Origin of the sequence: Rhodococcus sp. KRD175 (genome assembly GCF_017168275.1) — a bacterium.
Taxonomy (GTDB): Bacteria; Actinomycetota; Actinomycetes; order Mycobacteriales; family Mycobacteriaceae; genus Rhodococcoides; species Rhodococcoides fascians.
Map to the genome: position 1 here is coordinate 46,389 of NZ_JABFAQ010000001.1, position 19,222 is coordinate 65,610.

A 19,222-nucleotide genomic window follows, 5' to 3' on the forward strand; every position below is an offset into this window, starting at 1 on the left:
TCTTCCGCTGGACCCGTCAGGAACTTACAGCCCCGCCGCCGACCCGCGGACGTAACCACGTGATCAGGTCGTCGAGCACGCGTTCCTGCTCCGGCTCGTTGAAGACTTCGTGGAACAGCCCGTCGTAGGTTTTCAAGGTCAGGTCCTCGGATCCCGCCAGTTCGGCGATCAGCTCGCTGCCCGAGACGTCGGCCAACCGGTCTGCGGTTCCGTGCTGCAGCAACACCGGAATGGTCAGCGACGGCAATCTGGCGGGATACGTACGACTCTCCTGCAACAGTGCTGCCGCGAGACCGGCCGTGACGCTGCCGTGATAGCCCAGCGGATCGGCGACATAGGCGTCGACGACGGCCTTGTCGCGGGAGACGTCGTTGGGGTCGAGTTTCAGAACCGGCAGCGACGGCAGGAACCTGCCGAGTACTGCACCCACCGCGACCAACGCTTTCGGCTGGCCCACGGACGGGTTGACCGCAGGCCCGGACAGCATCAGTGCGTCCAGATCACCCTGATGGTCCAGGGCGTAGGACAGTGCGATGGCACCGCCCATGCTGTGTCCGAGGAGGAAGGTGCGGCTGCCGGGGTGCTCGTCAGCCGCGATCGAGAACAGTGTGTGCAGGTCGTCGGTGAAGTCCGACCATTTCGCCAAAGAGACTCGCTTGCCGCCGGATCGCCCGTGCCCGCGGTGGTCGGGTGCGTAGACGACGAGGCCGAGCGAGCCGAGCCGCTCGATCACGTGTCGGTACCGTCCTGCGTGCTCGGCCAGGCCGTGGGCCAGCACCAGAACGCCGGTAGGCGGATTATCGGCGGCGACGTCCGGGGTCCAGACGTCGTAGACGATACGAGTTCCGTGTACCCCGGCGAACGACGACTCGACATGCTGCATTCGGTCACCGTACAAGGACCGCGACGCCTTCGACGGCCCATCGCTCGAACCCCACAGATTCGTCTAGGTAACTATCCTCAGAGGCGTGGCGATGTACTTGTGACAGACCACCACCGCACCCCCTCGTACCGCGTGGGCAGCCTCGAAGATCAGGAGTGAGTTCACGCATGCCCGACAACCACGCCGCAGGGGCCTCGCCGACGTGGCGCGATCCCAAGCGTTATCTCTGGCCGCTCGGCCTGACGATTCCGCTGAGCCCGTTCCTGGCGTGGGGCTTGGTGACACTCCTCGGACCCGGCGCATTCTGGGCACTCGGGCTGATGATCATGGGCATCGCGCTGCCGTTGGTCGACAAGTTCGCGGGCGTCGATCGCAGCAATCCACCCGACGAGGCTCTCGCAGCACTCGACAAGGACAAGTACTACCGGTGGTGCGTCTACCTCTTCCTCCCGCTGCAGTACGCCGGACTCGTGGCCGCGTGTTACCTGTGGGCCCACGGCCCACTCGGCACACCGGAGAGGATCGGTCTGGCCGTCACCGTGGGCGTGGTCGGCGGCGTCGGCATCAATGCCGCGCACGAACTGGGGCACAAGCGCGAGAACGTCGAGCGGTGGCTCTCCAAAGTCACTCTGGCGCAGACGCTGTACGGCCACTTCTACGTCGAGCACAACCACGGCCACCATCTGCGCGTCGCCACCCCCGAGGATCCGGCGTCGGCGAAATTCGGTGAATCGTTCTGGAAGTTTCTGCCACGCACGATGATCCACGGTCTGCATTCGGCCTGGGATCTCGAAACCCGTCGACTCGCGCGGTCGGGCTCGTCACTGTGGACGCTGCGCAACAACCTTTTCAATGCGGCCGCGATGAGCATCGTTCTGTTCGGGGCACTGATCGCAGTGTTCGGTTGGATCGTGTTGCCGTACCTACTGATTCAAGCCGCCATCGCCATCGTCCTGTACGAGGCAGCGAACTACCTCGAGCACTACGGCCTGATGCGCACCAAGCGTCCGGACGGGCGCTACGCCAAACCCTCGCACCGGGACAGCTGGAACAGCGATCACCTGTGGAGCAACCTGTTTCTCTACCACTTGCAACGTCACAGCGACCATCACGCCAATCCGGTGCGCCGCTACCAAGCACTACGAACCGTCGACGAGTCCCCGCAACTCCCGGCCGGATACGCGGTGATGATCTTCTGCGCGATGGTTCCGCCCTTGTGGCGCAAGGTGATGGATCAGCGCCTGATGGACTTCTACGACGGCGACCCGAGCCTCGTCAACGTCGACCGCGCCGATCGCACAGCGGTCCGCCGCCTCGAGAAGCTGACCGGGGCGCGAGCGCAGTCGTAGGGTCGACGCCTCAGACCGCGGCGGGCTCGTCGGTTTGCGCTCTCAGGTAGCGCCCGAAATGCGGCACGGTGAACGCGATCGTGCCGCGCTCGGCCGAGTAGATCAGGCCCTTCTTGATCAAGCCGTCGCGGGCAGGCGACAGCGATGCCGGCTTGCGTTTGAGCTCGGTGGCCACGGCCGAGGTCGGTACCGAACCGTCGTCCACCGACAGTTCGGCCATCGCGCGCATGTATTCGCGTTCGGCGGGCGTCGCGCGTTCGTAGCGCGAACCGAAGAATCCGACGGCCAGTTCCTCCTCAGCCGTCGGAGCGGCAACGCGCACATCCTCGGCGGAAATCGGGCTGTCGGCGGCGAGATCCCAGGTCGCTTTGCCGTAGGCCTGCACGAAGTAGGGGTAGCCGTCGGCGGCTGCGTACAACGCGTCGAGTGCCTCGGGGGTGAATTCGACGTCCTCGCGGTCGGCCGGCGCGATCAACGCGAGATCTGCTGCGGCTCGCTCGAGCCTGCCGATTCGGTGGTAGCTGAACAGGCGCTCGGAGTAACTCTTGGATGCCGACAACACGGCCGGTAGGTGCGGTAGTCCGGCCCCGACGATGATCAGCGGCGCGGTGTCCTGACTGAGTTCGTGGCAGGCCGCGCACAGTGCGGAGATGTCTACGGGACCGAGGTCCTGCATCTCGTCGATGAAGATGGCGATACCCACACCCACGTCCCCGGCCAGAGCGGAAGCGTCGAGCAGCAGTTCGACGAGGTCGATCTCGATGTCGCCGGAGTCGGCGCGGCCGGTCTTCGCCGGGACGTCGATGCCCGGTTGCCACCGCTCGCGCATCCCCTTGTCCGCGGTGGCGCGCAGCGCGAAGGCCTTGAGGACGCCGAGAAACTCGTCGACGCGTTCGGGGTCTCGATGCGAGGCCGCAATGCCGCGTACCGCCATGTGCAGCGCCGACGACAGGGGCCGGCGCAGTTCCTGGTCGGGGCGAGCCTCGATCTTGCCGGTGCCCCAACCGCGCGCGATGGCCGCGGATCGGAGGTGATTGAGCAGCACCGTCTTGCCGACGCCGCGCAGCCCAGTGAGCACGACGCTGCGTTCCGGCCTGCCGCGGGTGATGCGTTCGAGTACGACGTCGAAGGCGTCGAGCTGCTTCTTTCGACCGGCGAGCTCGGGTGGGCGCTGGCCTGCGCCGGGAGCGTAAGGGTTACGCACGGGGTCCATGGGGCCAAAGTTACAACGAATCGTGCGATATATGCGGACATCTAGCTCGTGTCCTAGAGATCCGTATTCGTTCGATACTTGCGGGACGCCCGAGGCCGGGGCTACTGTCGGCTCCGTGAAGCGCATTCTCGTAGTACGCCGCCGTAGCGGGGTCTGATTCGGACCGACCCCTCGCTGCGGGTCGTCGTGCTCTCTCGGTCCTCCCTTCACATTCGCCAGGACCACCCTCATGAATTCACTTGCTTCCACTTTCGCCACAGATCCGTTCCATGCCCGCTTCGGCTGCGCCCTGCCGCGCACGATGCGCGACGAGATCTCCGGGCAACACCTGTCGTGGACGGCCTTCGTCGACCGCTTCTCGCCCACCACCGGGCCTCTCCGGCTGGGCTCCTGGTCCGGCACTGGGTCCACCGGGGGCAAGATGACGTTCGACGCCACCTTCGGAATCGGTGACACCATCTTCGCTTGTGCCGCAACAACATACGGACCGATCGAGGCGTTGACGTCGATGCTCCACGACGCCGGATTCCGCATCGAGATCCTCTCGTTCCACCAACAGCGCATCGGCGACGAGACCGCCACCTTCGTCCTGGCCGAGCACGACGGTCGCCGCGAATGGTCGATGTCCATCGAGCTCGACGCCACCCTGTCGTCGATCCGGGCCATCATCGCCGGGGCCAATCTGCTGCATCGATAGCTGCCGCCGACGCCGCGAACTCGAAGTTGGGGACGAAAATCCGTCGGAATGTGTCCATAACGTCGAGTTCGTCGTCGGTGTCGGTAGCGCAATCTTCGCCTCTCTAGTATCGGCACAAGAGAGGGGAATATCTTGCTAGGGCATCTCCACCGTCTGCGCGCGGTGAATCTCGGCGAGTGCGCGGCGCACATACGTCTCGGCGCGGCTTCGCCGAACTGCGAGCAGATCCGCCACCACCAACAGGGCATGCGCAGGCCGCGGCCGCGAACGTGATTGTTCGTCGACGTCCGTCACACCCAGCGCGCCGGTGAGCACTTCGACGAATCCGGCGATGTCCAAGCTCGGAAGCCACTCGGCTCCGCGGACGGTTCGGCCGAGTACTTCCTGGACGTTCTCCCCGGTCAAGCCATCGCTATATACCTCTTCGAGCAAACTCCGTACCATCTCCGCATGCACGTTCCCGGCCTTGGCCGCGTCCGAGCGGTCCAACAGTTCGACGGCCTCGTCGAACGCGATCGGATCCTGCGCCACGACAGCAGCAAGGGCATCGACTGTGGCGTCCGCGATTCGACGCACATCGACGGGCCACTCGGTGGGCCAGGCCACGGGCGCCCTGCTCGGGGGAACAGCCGCTGGGGAGGGGTCGGTCATCACAGAAGTCTCTCACTGTCCACCGACACGGTTCCTTTTACCTGTAACCGGTGTTTATACTAAGTCGCGCACTGTGGCAGCGGCCACATCGCGGACGTGGAGGAGGTCGACTCGATGAACGAGCGCAACGCCGTCGCATCGGATCCGGGCGAAGTGATGCTTCAGGCCAGGAACGTCAAGTTCGACTGGAGCGATCTGCCGATGCACTGGGTGCCCGGCGATCCGTACACCACCCACGTTCTCAACGTGCTGCACCTGATACTCCCCGCCGGTGAACACTGGTTCGTCGACACATTCAAAGAAGCTCTGCCCTACATCGACGACGAGAAGCTGCGTGACGACGTCATCGGCTTCATCGGGCAGGAAGCCGTACACGCCGAGGCTCATACCGGCGTCCTCGTGCATCTGCAGAACAACGGACTCGACCCCACTCCGTTCACCGATCAGATGGAATGGGCCTTCGGCAAGGTACTCGGATCGGATTCGGTGACGAGTCTGCGATCGAAGAACAACCTCGTCGAGCGGCTGGCCCTCATCGCGGCCATCGAGCACGTGACGGCGTTCCTCGGTGATTGGGTACTCAATGCCGACGGTCTGGACCGAGCCGGCATCCATCCGACGATGCTCGATCTGCTGCGGTGGCACGGTGCCGAGGAAGTGGAACACCGCTCGGTTGCGTACGACACCCTTCGTTACTTCGACAAGCGCGAGGTACGTCGCCTGCGCACGTTCGTCGTGGTCGTTCCGTTGATGGGGTACATCTGGATGCGCGGCATCATCTTCCTGATGAAGAACGACCCCGAGCTGCAGAGCGCGCCGAAGTCGGTCCGCAAGCCCCGATCGGCCCTGTGGCGCAAGTCTGTTCGCCGCGGCACGCTGCCGGCGCTGACGCACGTCGGCCGCAGTATGTCTCGCTACCTGAAGAAGTCGTATCACCCGAGCCAGGAAGGCTCGACGGCTCAGGCCGTGCGCTACCTGGCGTCGTCCCCGGCCGCGCAGGCTGCGGCGCGGTGAGGCTCTCGACGGGTCGCGTTCCGCGGCTGTTGCCCAAGGACGCGCCACCGGATCTGCGCGGACGCCCTCGCGCCGATCGCTCGATGCAGATGCTCGGAACGTTCCTCAACGGCTACATGCATGCGACTGCCGGCAAGGAGTACGACGACGCGGTAGCCGGCCACAATCCCGATTCCGCGCTGCGGTTGGTGGTCGTCGACCGCGAGATCATCGCCGAGGACGAGAACGTCGCCGCTCTGACCCTCGCCTCGCCGACGGGGGAGCAGCTGCCGACTTGGCATCCCGGTTGCCACCTCGATCTACATCTGCCGTCGGGTCGCCGTCGGCAGTACTCGCTGTGCGGCGATCCGTCCGACCGCAGTTGCTACCGGATCGCCGTGCGCCGAATCCCCACCGGCGCAGGTGGATCCATCGAGATGCATGCACTCGAGCCCGGAACCGAGGTCACCGTACGTGGCCCACGGAACGGCTTTCCCTTCGTCGCCGAGGGCAGCGCGCTGTTCGTCGCCGGCGGCATCGGCATCACCCCCATCATCGCGATGGTCCGTGCCGCACGGATTCTCGGGATGGATTGGCAGTTCGTGTACTGCGGTCGCTCCCGGGACACGATGCCTTTTCTCGACGAGATCGAGAGCTGGGAATCGGATCGCGTGTTCGTCCGGACCGACGACGTGCACGGGTACCCCACCGAGGGTGAACTGCTCCAGCGCGCGCCCGCAGGCGGTGCCGTCTACTGCTGCGGCCCTACCCCCATGCTCGATGCCGTCCGCCGCGACTTCCGCCAGTGCCCTGCCACCGCATTGCATTTCGAGCGCTTCGGTCCGCCGCCGATCCTCGATGGCACACCGTTCGAGGTGCAGCTGATCAGCAGCGGGGCCGTACTCGACGTCGCAGCCGACGCCTCGGTGCTCACCGCTGTCAAGGAACGCAAGCCCAATATCGCGTACTCGTGCCAACAGGGCTTCTGCGGCACCTGCAAGGTGCGTGTGCTCTCCGGGGAGCCCGAACACCTCGAATCGCGATTGACCCCGGAAGAGCAGCGCGACCACATGCTCATCTGCGTCTCGCGTGCTCGAAGCGCCCGTCTCGTACTCGATCTATAGAACGGAAAGACAGTGAGCAGCAACGCAGTTCGTACGACGGTCGTCAACGAAGGCATTCGGTTGGCGGTGTTCGAGAGCGGTAACCCCGACGGGGACCCCATCGTCCTCGTTCACGGGTGGCCCGATACTCACGAACTGTGGAGCCACATCGTGCCGCAACTCGAAGACCGTTTTCGGGTGATCAGCTACGACTCGCGTGGAGCCGGCGAGAGCTCGGTACCTGCCGAGCAGTCGGCGTACAAGTTGGCCCGGTTGGCGGCAGACTTCTATGCCGTGGCAGATGCGGTCAGTCCCGACGCTCCCGTTCACGTACTCGCGCACGACTGGGGTGCCGTCGAGGTCTGGGAGGCCGCAGCCCAGCCCCAGGCCAAGGATCGAATCCGTTCGTACACATCGATTTCGGGTCCGAACCTCGATCACCTCGGTAAGTGGTCGCAGTCGCGCCTGCGTCGTCCCACCCTTGCCGGCATCAAGCAGGTTCTCGCGCAGACCCGAGCGTCCTGGTACACCGTCACCTTCCACATCCCCGGCCTGTCGACGCTGCGCATCAAGCGACAGTTCGCCAAGGGTTGGCCGGCGTTCCTCCAGGAGTTCTCGGGCGTCGATCCGAAGCTCGTCACTCAGAACCCCACGCTGTGGTCGGATGCAACCAACGGCACCAAGTTGTACCGCGCCAACATCATTCCGATTCTGACCAATCCGCGGGATCGGTACATCGACATCCCGGTGCATCTCATCGTCAACACCGAGGACGTCGCGGTGCGGCCGTACCACTACGACGACACCGGCAAGTGGGTGAAGAACCTCACCCGCAACGACATTCCGGCGGGGCATTGGTCGCCGATCTCGCACGCCGACGACATTGCACGATTGACGCGAGAGTTCATCGACACGTTGGATTGAACCCGTACCGGGTCATCCGGACAGATGGCCTCGCAGCGTCGAAGACGTGTATTCGGACCGAAACAGGCCACGCTGCTGCAGAATCGGGACCACGTGCTCGACGAAGTCGGCGAGTGAGTCCGGGTAGCGCGGGCACATCAGGTTGAAGCCGTCGGCACCGCGGCCGATCCACGATTCCATCTCGTCGGCGATGGAATCCGGTGTGCCGATCATCGTGGCGTGCCCGCCACCGGCCGCGAGGGTGCCCAGCAACTGACGCACGGTGGGCCGGTCCTTCTCGATGATGCGCAGGATGGTCTCGTACCGACCCTGCGGTCCCGTGAACTCGGCCGCAGGTGGCAGAGTCGGTACCGGTTCATCGAGTTCCCAAGCAGCACAATCCTGCCCGGTGAACGTCGAGAGCATCGCCAAGGATTGTTCCGTCGGCAGCAAGACGTCCAGTTCGGCCTTCTTCTGGCGAGCCTCCTCCATCGTCGATCCGATGTACGTCACCAAACCCGGCATGATGCCCACTGCCGCACTGTCACGACCTGCTCGATCGATTCTCTCCTTCACGTCCTCGTAATAGCCCTGCGCGGCAACGAGATCGTAGGCGACGGCGTAGATCGCCTCGGCGTACTTCGCCGCCAGGTCGCGGCCCGGTCCCGACGCACCGGCCTGGAACAGGACCGGCCTGCCCTGCGGCGACCGCGGCACCGTCAGCGGGCCGTCGACTCGAAAGTGTTTGCCGTCGTGGTCGATCGAGTGCACCTTGGCCGGGTCGGCGTACATCCCGGTGCGATCGAGCGTCAGGGCATCGGGCTCCCACGAATCCCAGAGTGCCAGTGCAGTATCGACGAACTCTGCTGCCCGTGCGTAGCGCTCCTCCCGAGCCGGTATGGCGTCCATTCCGTGATTGCGTGCTTCGGCGTCGAACATGGAGGTGACGACGTTCCAGCCGGCTCGGCCGCCGCTGATGTGGTCCAACGACGCCAGCATGCGCGCGGCATGGAACGGTGTGTAGAACGTCGACGACACAGTCGTGACCAGACCGATGTGGGTGGTCGCTCTGGCCATGGCCGACAGCGCCGTGATCGGTTCGAGAAACCAGGTTCCTGCGCCGGCCGGGTCGCGAACGGAATGCCCGTCGGCAAAGAACACCGCGTCGAACTTTCCCCGTTCGGCCAGCTGCGCAAGTTCCTCGTAGTACGCGATGTTGCCCAGGTCCTCCACTCGCGAATCGGGATGCCGCCACGCTGCACTGTGATGTCCGCAGCCGTACAGAAAAGCGTTGAGGTGCATGTCAGTTCTTGACCAAACCGCCGTCGACAACGAGGTTCTGACCGGTCACCGACCGCGCCCACGGGGAGGCGAAGAACAGCAGAGCATCGGCGAACTCCTCGGGCGTGGTGACGCGTTGCAGCGGGGTCGAGGCCGCGATGAAGTCGAACACCTCGGCCGGGGTCGCGGCACTGGCATCGGTGGTGCGCAGCAGTCCGCCCGACACCATGTTGACGGTGATGTTGTCCACCCCCAGGTCCGCGGACAACGTACGCGTCAGTGAGAGCAGGGCGGCCTTGGACGCGGTGTAGTCGTGGTACGGCACCACCGGATTCTGGAACAAGTTGGTGCCCACGTTGATGATTCGGCCGAAGCCCGCCTCACGCATTCCCGGCAGGGCCGCCTGCGTGGTGAGCAGCGCCGCGCGAACGCTGCCTCGTAGCTGAGCGTCGAACCGATCCCAGGTGATGGTGTCGGCCTTCGGTCGAGCATCCCCGTCGAACGAGAAATCGGCCAGCGCGTTGTTGACGACTGTGGTGATCGGAGTGCCGAAATGCGCACGTGCCGAGTCGAACACCGAGGCCACCGCGCTCTCGTCGGTCACGTCGCCCTGAACCGCGAATGCACGGTCGCCGAGCCTGTCCGCCAACGCCTCCGCGGCCTCTTTGCTGGCGCGGTAGTCGATCACCACACGTGCGCCCTCACCGGCGAACGCCGCGGCGATCGCTGCTCCCAGCCCGCGTCCACCGCCGGTGATCAACACTGTCTGCTCGTCGAGTCTCATGCGCTACGCCTCTCGTTCGAGGTCGGGACCGTCACGAGGGACAGGAAATACCGAGACATCACGACATTCCCTTCGCTGGTCCTAACCAGATCAGGTTCGACGGGTGTGATCTCAGCCCTGACGGGCACCCCGTGTCGCGGTCGACTGTACCTGTAGGTCTCTCTACCGCTTTCTTGCGCTCGACATAGACAGCCGAACACAACCGTATGCAACGATCAGCCGATGACAGCCCAGCCGTGCGCTGGAACGCTCACTCGTCCACCGTTCAGGTGTGCCTCGCCCGCCAGCACGTCGTCGCCCTGGACCGGGTAGTCGATGGCCTCGTCGCCGAGGTTGAGCGCCACCGTCATCGAATTGTCGTCCGCGTACACGCGGTAGAGCAATGCGGTGTTGGTTAGCTCGAGCGTCTCGGTGCGCGCGGAGTACAACCACGGATTGCGACGTCGTACCGCGATCAGTTCCTGATGTACTCGGTAGACGGGCCAGCCGTACGGTGCCAGATCCTTGGAGGTGTCGGGGTATTCGGGACGCACCTCGTCGTCACCGCCGACGCGATCTTCCTTGATACCGCGGAATGCCTGCTCGTCGCCGTAGTAGATCATCGGCATCCCGCCCACGGTGAACAGAACCACCAACGCGTGCAGCAGATGTCGCTCGTCTTCGATGACGCTGGCGATGCGATTGACGTCGTGATTTCCGACGAACGTGGCGGGCACGAAGGCGTCGAGCCAGCCGTTGTGACGCTCGAGGGCATGCGAGAGCTCGAAGAAATTCTTCTCGCTCAGCCCACTCCAGATCGCCTTCCACAGTTCGTACTGCGTCACCGAGTCCAACGTGGAGGCCGAGACGATCCGGTCGTAGTCACCGTGAATGACTTCGCCCAGAAAGTATGCCTCCGAATGCTTTTCGCGAACCTTCGGCAGCACCGCGGCCCAGAAGCGCGGCGGTACCGCGTAGGCCGCGTCGAGCCGCCAGGCGTCGACGCCGCGTTCGAGCCAGTGCGAGAGCACGTCCACCACGTACTGCTGCACGTGCGGGCTCTCGTGGTTGAGAGCGACCAGTTCGTCGTGGCCCTCGAAGTTGCGATGCGTCGGCTCGTCGCCGGACCAGTCGAGGTGGAACCACTCCGCGGCCTCGGAATCCGGACCCGCGGCCAGGGCCTCACGGAACTTCGGGAAGCTTTGCGCGACATGGTTGAAGACGCCGTCGAACATCACTTTCAGACCGCGGGAATGCGCCGCAGCGATCAGCGAATCGATATCCTCGTCGGTGCCGAGCCGACCGTCGACGTGGTAGTAGTCGACAGTGTCGTAGCCGTGCTTCTCCGACTCGAAGATCGGCCCCAGGGCGATACCCGACGCACCGAGCTCGAGGGCGTAGTCGAGCCACTTCTCGATTCTGTTCAGCCGGTGCTGATCCGATTGGGATTCACCGTCCCATCCGTGCACCGGCGCACCGGTGAAACCGAGCGGGTACAGGTGCCACCAGATGGCGTGCTTCGTCCACTCCATCAGGACGCCTCGATCGAGTCGCGACCGAGCTCGCCCGCGCCGGTATGGCCGGACAGGCTGGTCACCAAGTCGAATTCGGCCAGCAGGCAACGTAGTACGTGTGCAACACCTTCCTGCCCGCCGAGGGCGAGACCGTACAGGAACGGGCGGCCGAGAAGAACCGCATCGGCACCGAGCGCCAGCGCCTTGGCCATGTCGGCACCGGTGCGCACACCGGAGTCGAACAGGATCGTCAGTTCGTCACCGACGGCCTCGACGATGGACGGCAACGCGTCGAGAGACGGCCTGGCACCGTCGATCTGACGTCCACCGTGGTTGGAGACGACGATGCCGTCGACTCCCTGGGCGGCCGCTTGTCGGGCGTCGCCGACGGTGCAGATGCCCTTGAGCACGATCGGGCCGTCCCAATGCTCGCGCAGGAACGCCAGGTTCTTCCACGACAGGCCGGGATTGGGGAACATCTGCGCCCAATGCATCGCGGCCGCAACGGGATTCTCCTCGACGGGCTGAGCGAGTCCGGCTTGGAACGCCGGATCGCTCAGATAGTTCTCGATTCCGAGGTTGGCCAAGAACGGAAGGTACCCGCGGTCGAGATCGGCGGGCCGCCAGCCCAGCAACGTCGTGTCGAGCGTCAGCACCAACGTGGTGAATCCGGTGTCCTTCGCACGCTGCAGGAAGCTCAGCAGTACCGATTCGTCCGTCGGCCAGTACAACTGATACCAGCGTGGCGCATCTCCGCCCGCCTCGGCGATCTGCTCGAAGGAATGCGAGGCCTGCGTCGAATGTATGTACGGCACACCGAGTTCCGCAGCCGCGCGAACCGTCGCGAGTTCACCGTCGGGATGGGCGAGAGTCTGAATACCCACCGGAGCGATCAGCAGCGGTGCAGGCATGTCGGTGCCGAGCACGGTGCACGCATGATCACGCGAGGCCGAGCTGCGCAGCATCCGCGGCGTGATGGCCCACCTGTCGAAGGCGGCCCGGTTCGCCCGCGCCGTCGAGCCACTGCCCGCGCTGGCGACGATGTAGCCGAGCGCCTCGGGCGAGAGCTTCTCGGCAGCCTGGTCCTCCAGCCTCGCCAGGTTGGTGGTGATCGACGGTGTCTGCTGAGCGAACATTCCGGCGGCGTAGATGCCGAGCTGGTGATCGCTGAAGTTGCTGGGCCTGGCCTCGGTCATCGTTCGACCCTACCGGGGCACCGCCGAGGATCGGGCGAGAAATGCGTCCAGCAGCGCCGAGCACCGCGCCCGAGCTGCAGCTTCGGAGTCGGCAATGTCTTGCCTGATCTCGTGCACGTCCACCGCATGTTCGACGCCGTCGCGGTCCCACGCGGCCGCCCACGCATCGTAGGTGTCGAGGTCGATCTCGGGGTGGAACTGCAACCCGAGGTGCGGGCCGCAGACGAAGGCCTGCTGCGCTGCCTCGTTGCGGGCGATGACCGTCGCCTCCGGCGGAGCGACGAACGTGTCGCCGTGGAATTCCATCCACGGGCCCGAGGCGACGAGCTCGGGATCGGAGGTCTCGACGTCGACGAATCCGTACTCGGGGTACTCGGACTTGCGGACGGATCCGCCGAGCACGCGAGCAAGCAACTGGCCGCCGAAGCACACACCCAGAACCGGGACCTGCGCATCGATCGCCTGCTGCACGTACGCGATCTCCGGCGCGAGCCACGTCAGGGTGTCGTCGTACGCGGCGTCGGGTGAGCCCATGACCACGACCACCTGCGCGTCGGACAGCGTCGGTGGTGCGACATCGGGACTGTGGTCGAAGGAATGCACGTCCAACAGGAAACCCCTGGTGCGCAATTCGGCGGCGAGGGTGCCGATATCGCGACGCGCCAGGGACGGGTCCCGGTCGTGGACGAGAACTACGGCGCGCGGGTCGTTCGGGTATGTCACAGGGCTCCTTTACGGTGTTCGTGCACACCGTACGACAGACTGGATCCGATGCCACCTCGTAAACGCACTGCCCGATCCACCACTGCCCGCACCGTCAAGGCCGGGCAGAGCAGCGCTGCGCGAAAGTTCGCGGCTGCGAAGAACGGTGAGCCTGCGGCGAAGAAAGCTGCCCCGAAGAAGGCCGCACCTCGCAAGAGAACAGCCCCGCGCAAGACGTCGCCCCGCAAGTCCGCCGCCCCCGATCTTCGGGTGCCCGATCCCGGCGAGCGCGTCTGGGTGTTGGACGTGCCGTTCGAGGATCGGTCCGCGGCGGGCGCAGCGGGGGCGCGCTGGTACCCCGGACCGCGCGTGTTCGCGTATTACGGAACCGAACTGCCCGAGTACCTGCAGCCGTACGAATCGATGCCGTACAGCCTGCAGCGGTGGCTCGAGGACGACGCGAACGACAGTTGGCGCGACGAAGAGGTGCGCGAACGGGCGATGCAGCCTCGCGACACCCAACTCGAATCGGTCCGACGCCATCTGGCCGCGCTCGACGCCGGCTTCCCGTACTTCGCGCAGATGGATTCGACGGGTCTGGGTAAGACGTTGGCCGTGTGCGAGGCCGTGCGGCAGATGTCGGCCGCCGAGATCGGCACGGTTCTGGTGGTGGCACCCAAGGGTGCGCTGCCGGGGTGGCGTCGCACCATTGCAGACAGCGAGGCCGACATCGAACCATCCGACCGCAAGCGTTGGTTGCTGATCACCTATCAGTCCACCAAGAAGCTGCTGTCGGTTCCGCCCGAGACCGATCTGGGCAAACGTAAACGGACGCAGAACAAGCGGACCATCTCGCTGGGCGAGCTGCGGTTCGACATCGACGTGGTGATCGCCGACGAGTCGCATGCGTTGATGAACATCGAATCGCAGCAGTCGCAAATTCTGTGGCGGTATCAGGAGGCGGCCCGATCCGTCGTGTGGATGTCTGCCACTCCCGGCTATCAGCCGCTGCATTTCGCGTACATGGCCCGCGCCGTCGAACGCAGCCGCGGCGTCGAGATCCTCGGCGACGACGAGTATCTCGGGTATGCCGTGACGATGAAGTGGGCGGAGTTCCTCATCGAGTCCGGCTTCGCCGTCAAGGCAGGCAAGGCCACGACGGGGTTGACCACGTGGCGGTGGGAGCCCGAGGACGCGACGACGCGAGCCCGCGACATCGCGTCGGTGCACGGCTGGCTCTCGGGAGGTGCTGTGCCGTGGTCGATTTCACGACCGTCGCCGCCGACTCCGCGGGAGCCCCTCGGCCAGGAACTCACGGCCGCGCAGAAGCGGCTGTACAACTCGGCGTGGGTGGACTACCGCAAGGAAGTCGGCCTGCCGATCTGGAAGGCCGTCGGCGGAAAGCGAGTGCTGCAGAAGAATCCGAGTACCCGCGCGGCGACGCTGCGATTTCGCCAGAAGTGCTCGTACCTGCGCATTCCCGCGTCTGCGGATCAAGTCCGGACGTGGGTCAAGGCAGGCAATCAGGTGTTCGTCTCGATGTTCTACCGCGAGTCGGTCGCTGCTCTGGCCCAGACACTTCGAGACGAGGGGCTCGAGGTCGCCGTGGTCGACGGGAGCATGAGCAGTCCCGAGCAGGAGGCGTCGATTCGTCGTTTTCAGACCGGCGACGCGTCGGTCATCGTCTCGACCACCACGAGCGCGATCAACCTGCACACCAACGAGTTACTGCTCCCGGAGGGGACGGTCTCCACACTCGCACCGCGCGTGACGCTGATTCACGATCCTCGGTGGACACCCATCGACATCAGGCAGATCGAGGGCCGCGCCAACCGCATCGACAAGGACCACAACCACACCACGTCGACCTGCTACTACGGCTACGCCGAGGGCACCGTCGAGGAGGAGATGGTGCTCACCGGGATCGAGCGCATCGCGGATCTGGGATCGATCGTGGGGCAGGCGGATCTGATCGATCCGGAGGCTTTCCTCGCGGCGAAAGTGGATGCCGGAAAATAGCGACAATTGTGAGCAATCGTCCACGCGCCCGAGTAGGTTCGGTCCCATCGACAATTCGTCGATAGTGGGCTCACTTTGGCACCAGGAGTAGTCATGATCGTTCTCGGAATCATCCTCGCCCTCATCGGCTATTTCGCCGGCATTTCAATTTTGACGACTATCGGCATCATTCTGGTGGTCGTCGGCGCGGTTCTGACGTTGCTCGGTTCGATGGGGCGCGCAGTCGGTGGCCGCAAGACGTGGTTTTGACATCCACGTTAGAACATACGTTCGATTTCTGTTAGTCTGAGCGGGCCCCCGGAGTTGGCGATGCGGCCAGCGGAGCCACTTCGGGCGGTCCAAATCGGGCGGTAGACAGTGTCGAAGGCGGTTGCGCGCGATGGCATCCGACGAGCGCGACACCGACCCGGTTGCCGGCTCGCTCTACCGCGTCGGCGATCGGTGGGCAGAACGAGCACCTACTCACTGCACCAACGGCCATCCGCTTGTCGCCGGTTCGGTACTGGTGGGTTCGCGTGCTTGCTCGTGTGAGCGGGGGCATCACCGTACCCATCAGTGCCAGAGGTGCAATCTCGTGCGGTTCACCCCAGAACTCGGTGCCACGTGCAGCGACGCCAGCTTCGATTCTCGCGCGGCGCGGTCACGTCCGGCGATCGTGGACAATCGGGGGCATGAGCAACAGTGAAGCCGTCGTCGACCTGGTGCAGCTGAGGCACGATTTCACCCGCTTCATGATGAGTTACAAGTTCGGAATCGACGAACTGATCACCAAGATCAACATCCTGAAGCAGGAATTCACTCACATCCACCGCTACAGCCCCATCGAGCATGTCTCGTCGCGACTCAAGACGCCCGAGAGCATCGTCGACAAGGCTCAGCGCAAGAAGTGCGCACTGACGCTCGACGCCATTCGCGAGAACATCTTCGACGTCGCAGGTGTCCGCATCACGTGCAGCTTCATCTCCGACACCTACCGCATCGCGGACATGCTCAGTAGTCAGACCGACGTTCGAGTCGTCGAGGTCAAGGATTACATCGCGAACCCGAAAGCCAACGGCTACAAGAGTTTGCACCTCATCGTCGAAATTCCGGTGTTCATGTCCGATCGCGTCCAACCGGTCTTGGTCGAACTCCAGATCCGCACGATTGCCATGGATTTCTGGGCGAGCCTCGAGCACAAGATCTTCTACAAGTACCGCGGCCAGATTCCGCCCACCCTGTTGGCGGAACTGACCGAGGCCGCCGAGACGGCCAACACGCTGGACGAGAAGATGGAAAGCCTGCACGACGAGGTGGAGGAACTGAACGGCGATTCCGACAACTCCATCACTCTCGGCGCGATGCCTCCGATGGCATTGTCTCCCGAGCTGCTGCACATGTTGCTCACCGCGCAGGCCGAAGCAATCGACCCGGACTGACGATGCCTTCGAAGAACGTCAACCCCGCTGCTCGACGGCTGAGCAGCGGGGTTGTCGGTTCGTGCCTGCGTTATCCGATATGTACCGGGGTGTCGCCGACGGGCAGGTCGTCTTTCTTCGCGCGGACGAGCAGCAACACGACCGGGCTCACCAGCGCGACGAGGATCGCGGCGGTACCGAATGCCCAGGCGTAGCCGGAGACCTCGGCCGAGAACGCGTGGTCGATGGTCGCGAGCACGAAGTTGCGGATCGGCTCCGGCAGCGCGGCCAACATCTCGTCGCTGGGCACTTCCTGGCCGGCGAGAGCTTCCGCGGGAACTCCGGCGGGCGGAGTCGGTGCCGGATTCTCGGCCAGGTACGAGGTCTTCGACGAGGTGTAGACGGTGGTGAACACCGCAGCACCGAGTGCACCACCGACCTGCAGGGTGGCGTTGATCAGCGCCGATGCGGCACCTGCGTCGTGATCGGGAACGCCGATCAGTGCGACGTTCTGCATCGGAACCATCAGCAGACCGAGGCCGAGGCCGAGCAGCACGACGCCCGGCAGGACGTGCGTGAAGTACGAGGTGTCGACGCCGATCTGGGTGAGCAGCAGCAGGCCGACTGCGGAGACGACCGGACCGACGGCCATCAGCGGCTTGGGTCCGATCTTCGGCACGAGTGCAGAAGCGAGCGCGGCCGTGATCAAAATGCCGCCGGTCATCGGGAGCGACGCGACGCCGGCGATCACCGGGCTCATCTCCAGCACGATCTGGAAGTAGAACGTGAGGTACAACGTGCCACCGAGCAGGGCAGCGCCGATGACGGCCGAGCCGATGTACGCGGCACCGCGGTCACGGTCGAGCAACACACTCAAGGGCAGCAGCGGGTTGGCGGACTTGGACTCGACGACGACGAACGCGGCCAGCAGAGCGAGGCCGAGCGCGATGAACGAGATGGTGGGTACCGTCGCCCAGCCGTCTTCGGCCTCGGTGAAGCCGTAGACCAGCGATGCCAGACCGAGAGCGACGAGGATCGCGCCGGGCAGGTCGTAGCGGGTGTCTCCGTGAGCCTTGCTCTCCTTCACCAGCGGCACCGCTGCGGCGATGGCGAACACTGCGACCGGGATGTTGACCAGCAGGCACCAGCGCCAGTTCGCGTATTCGGTGAGCACTCCGCCGAGGAGTAGGCCGACCGCTGCGCCGCCACCGGCAATGGCACCGAAGACGCCGAACGCTTTGGCGCGTTCCTTGGTGTCGGTGAACGTCACCGTCAGGATGGCCAGTGCTGCCGGGGCGAGCAGTGCAGCGAACACACCCTGGCCGGCGCGCGCGATGAACAGCTGCCAGCCTTCCTGAGCGAGTCCGCCGATAGCGGAGGCAACGGCGAAGCCTGCCATGCCGACGATGAACGAGCGCTTGCGTCCCCAGTAGTCGGCGATGCGTCCGCCGAGCAGCAGCAGTGCGCCGAACGACAACGCGTAGGCGGTGATGACCCAGGCGCGGCTGCTGTCGCTGATGCCCAGGTCCAGCTGAGCCTGCGGCAGCGCAATGTTGACGATCGTGCCGTCGAGCACGATCGTGAGCTGCGTGATGGCGACGATGCACAGCACCAGCCATCGGCGCTCGTAGTTCGGATTCAGATCCGGCGCTTCGCGCTCGGAGAGCTGCGACATGTTTCTACCCCACTCGTACTCGTTGATTCTGGGCACGAAAAATGTCCCGAGCAAAAAGGTAGGCGACCCAGAACCAATAGTCAAACGAACTAGTTGGTTGGGGGTATGGTGACCGCCATGAAACCTGACGCCAGTGCGACCCGCGCCCGCATCGTCGTCGCCGCCCGGGACGAGTTCTCGGTACACGGGCTGGCCGGGGCCCGCGTCGATCGCATCGCGGCCGCGGCCAAGGCCAGCAAGGAACGTGTGTACGCCTACTTCGGCGACAAAGAAGCCCTGTTCCGGGCCGTCGTCGAGGACGGGTTCGCGCGGTTCATCGACGAAGTACCCTTCGCCGTCGACGACCTCGGCGGGTACGCAGCGCGCGAATACCTGCACCTCGCTGCGCATCCCGAGGAGCACCGACTCCTGCTGTGGACCCAGCTGCAGGGCGGTATGGCGACCTCGGGCACCGACGACATCCACTCGGTCATCGCCGAGCGCCACAGGGCCATGGCCGACGCCCAGCGAGACGGACTGATCTCCGACGCCTTCACCGTCGAGGATCTGATCACCATGATGTTCGGCATCACCTCGGCGTGGATGACCGCGCCGAGCCTGCACTGCGAGCCTGCCGATGACGCCGAAATTCAGCGTCGGGCGTCGAAAATCGAAGCCGCCGTGCGTCGACTCTGCGCTCCGTAGCGCTGTCTATCCATATCTAGCTTTGACGCAAGAGTGCGGAATACTGGGGTAGCGGCCCCCATTTCCGCAAACGCGCGCGCGTTTGCCAGACGCGCACAAAGTAGACACCGATCCCGTCGCTATTCTGCGCGCATCTGGCAAGTGCGCTCGCGTTTGTGACCCCGGTCGGCTGCGTCCTCGACCGCACACACGCGGGACG

General features: G+C 64.7%; 18 protein-coding genes and 1 riboswitch. Of the genes, 9 read left to right on the top strand and 9 right to left on the bottom strand.

What is annotated here, in order from left to right:
- Positions 1-16: 16 nt before the first annotated feature.
- Positions 17-883 (bottom strand): alpha/beta hydrolase, encoded by an 867-nt coding sequence (locus J1M81_RS00245; RefSeq protein ID WP_032407864.1) that lies wholly within the window; start codon positions 881-883, stop codon positions 17-19.
- Positions 884-1,050: 167 nt separating this feature from the next.
- On the opposite strand from J1M81_RS00245, the gene J1M81_RS00250 reads away from it, so the two are divergent.
- Entirely contained in the window at positions 1,051-2,232 is a 1,182-nt protein-coding gene (locus tag J1M81_RS00250; RefSeq protein WP_052060806.1) for an alkane 1-monooxygenase, read from the top strand.
- A 10-nt stretch (positions 2,233-2,242) separates the two neighbouring features.
- Here the strand turns inward: J1M81_RS00250 and J1M81_RS00255 are convergent, their stop codons facing one another.
- Positions 2,243-3,445 (bottom strand): ATP-binding protein, encoded by a 1,203-nt coding sequence (locus J1M81_RS00255; RefSeq protein ID WP_032407865.1) that lies wholly within the window; start codon positions 3,443-3,445, stop codon positions 2,243-2,245.
- 229 nt (positions 3,446-3,674) lie between these two features.
- Between J1M81_RS00255 and J1M81_RS00260 the strand changes: the two genes are divergently transcribed.
- Entirely contained in the window at positions 3,675-4,142 is a 468-nt protein-coding gene (locus tag J1M81_RS00260) for a 2-isopropylmalate synthase (RefSeq protein WP_032407866.1), read from the top strand.
- 135 nt (positions 4,143-4,277) lie between these two features.
- Here J1M81_RS00260 and J1M81_RS00265 read toward each other — a convergent pair whose 3' ends face one another.
- Positions 4,278-4,793, bottom strand: a complete 516-nt coding sequence (locus J1M81_RS00265) for a hypothetical protein (RefSeq protein ID WP_206497430.1) — start codon at positions 4,791-4,793, stop codon at positions 4,278-4,280.
- 114 nt (positions 4,794-4,907) lie between these two features.
- Between J1M81_RS00265 and J1M81_RS00270 the strand changes: the two genes are divergently transcribed.
- The 3 genes from J1M81_RS00270 to J1M81_RS00280 all read left to right on the top strand — a co-directional run bounded on the left by J1M81_RS00270 (position 4,908) and on the right by J1M81_RS00280 (position 7,813).
- A complete protein-coding gene (locus J1M81_RS00270; RefSeq protein WP_206497431.1) occupies positions 4,908-5,807 on the top strand; it encodes a metal-dependent hydrolase in 900 nt (299 codons plus the stop codon).
- A gap of 83 nt (positions 5,808-5,890) precedes the next feature.
- On the top strand, positions 5,891-6,910 hold the full coding sequence (locus J1M81_RS00275; protein ID WP_241257566.1) for a PDR/VanB family oxidoreductase: 1,020 nt from the start codon (positions 5,891-5,893) through the stop codon (positions 6,908-6,910).
- Between the two features lie 12 nt (positions 6,911-6,922).
- Positions 6,923-7,813 (top strand): alpha/beta fold hydrolase, encoded by an 891-nt coding sequence (locus J1M81_RS00280; RefSeq protein WP_206497433.1) that lies wholly within the window; start codon positions 6,923-6,925, stop codon positions 7,811-7,813.
- 12 nt (positions 7,814-7,825) lie between these two features.
- On the opposite strand, the gene J1M81_RS00285 is transcribed toward J1M81_RS00280, so the two are convergent.
- The 5 genes from J1M81_RS00285 to J1M81_RS00305 all read right to left on the bottom strand — a co-directional run bounded on the left by J1M81_RS00285 (position 7,826) and on the right by J1M81_RS00305 (position 13,269).
- The gene (locus J1M81_RS00285) at positions 7,826-9,094 is read right to left on the bottom strand and encodes an LLM class flavin-dependent oxidoreductase (protein WP_206497434.1); all 1,269 of its coding nucleotides are present in this window, start codon (positions 9,092-9,094) and stop codon (positions 7,826-7,828) included.
- Position 9,095: 1 nt separating this feature from the next.
- On the bottom strand, positions 9,096-9,857 hold the full coding sequence (locus J1M81_RS00290; RefSeq protein ID WP_206497435.1) for a 3-oxoacyl-ACP reductase: 762 nt from the start codon (positions 9,855-9,857) through the stop codon (positions 9,096-9,098).
- Between the two features lie 49 nt (positions 9,858-9,906).
- A riboswitch (TPP riboswitch) is annotated at positions 9,907-9,999 on the bottom strand.
- Positions 10,000-10,072: 73 nt separating this feature from the next.
- Positions 10,073-11,368 carry an alpha-amylase family glycosyl hydrolase gene (locus tag J1M81_RS00295; RefSeq protein ID WP_206497436.1) on the bottom strand — a complete coding sequence of 432 codons (1,296 nt, stop codon included), beginning with the start codon at positions 11,366-11,368 and terminating at the stop codon, positions 10,073-10,075.
- On the bottom strand, positions 11,368-12,546 hold the full coding sequence (locus J1M81_RS00300) for an alpha-hydroxy-acid oxidizing protein (protein ID WP_201010248.1): 1,179 nt from the start codon (positions 12,544-12,546) through the stop codon (positions 11,368-11,370). The genes J1M81_RS00295 and J1M81_RS00300 overlap by 1 nt, the downstream gene beginning before the upstream one ends.
- A 9-nt stretch (positions 12,547-12,555) precedes the next feature.
- A complete protein-coding gene (locus tag J1M81_RS00305; RefSeq protein WP_032367744.1) occupies positions 12,556-13,269 on the bottom strand; it encodes a type 1 glutamine amidotransferase in 714 nt (237 codons plus the stop codon).
- 48 nt (positions 13,270-13,317) lie between these two features.
- Here J1M81_RS00305 and J1M81_RS00310 point away from each other — a divergent pair, with 48 nt between their 5' ends.
- The 3 genes from J1M81_RS00310 to J1M81_RS00320 all read left to right on the top strand — a co-directional run bounded on the left by J1M81_RS00310 (position 13,318) and on the right by J1M81_RS00320 (position 16,685).
- Positions 13,318-15,267, top strand: a complete 1,950-nt coding sequence (locus tag J1M81_RS00310; RefSeq protein WP_230074123.1) for a DEAD/DEAH box helicase — start codon at positions 13,318-13,320, stop codon at positions 15,265-15,267.
- A gap of 93 nt (positions 15,268-15,360) precedes the next feature.
- Complete coding sequence (locus tag J1M81_RS00315) at positions 15,361-15,516, top strand: DUF6131 family protein (protein WP_094611554.1); 156 nt, start codon at positions 15,361-15,363, stop codon at positions 15,514-15,516.
- Between the two features lie 422 nt (positions 15,517-15,938).
- Positions 15,939-16,685, top strand: a complete 747-nt coding sequence (locus J1M81_RS00320; RefSeq protein ID WP_206497437.1) for a GTP pyrophosphokinase family protein — start codon at positions 15,939-15,941, stop codon at positions 16,683-16,685.
- A gap of 70 nt (positions 16,686-16,755) precedes the next feature.
- On the opposite strand, the gene J1M81_RS00325 is transcribed toward J1M81_RS00320, so the two are convergent.
- Positions 16,756-18,375, bottom strand: coding sequence for an MFS transporter (locus tag J1M81_RS00325; protein ID WP_230591034.1), 1,620 nt, complete (start codon positions 18,373-18,375; stop codon positions 16,756-16,758).
- Positions 18,376-18,456: 81 nt separating this feature from the next.
- On the opposite strand from J1M81_RS00325, the gene J1M81_RS00330 reads away from it, so the two are divergent.
- Positions 18,457-19,023, top strand: coding sequence for a TetR family transcriptional regulator (locus tag J1M81_RS00330; protein WP_206497438.1), 567 nt, complete (start codon positions 18,457-18,459; stop codon positions 19,021-19,023).
- Positions 19,024-19,222 lie beyond the last annotated feature (199 nt).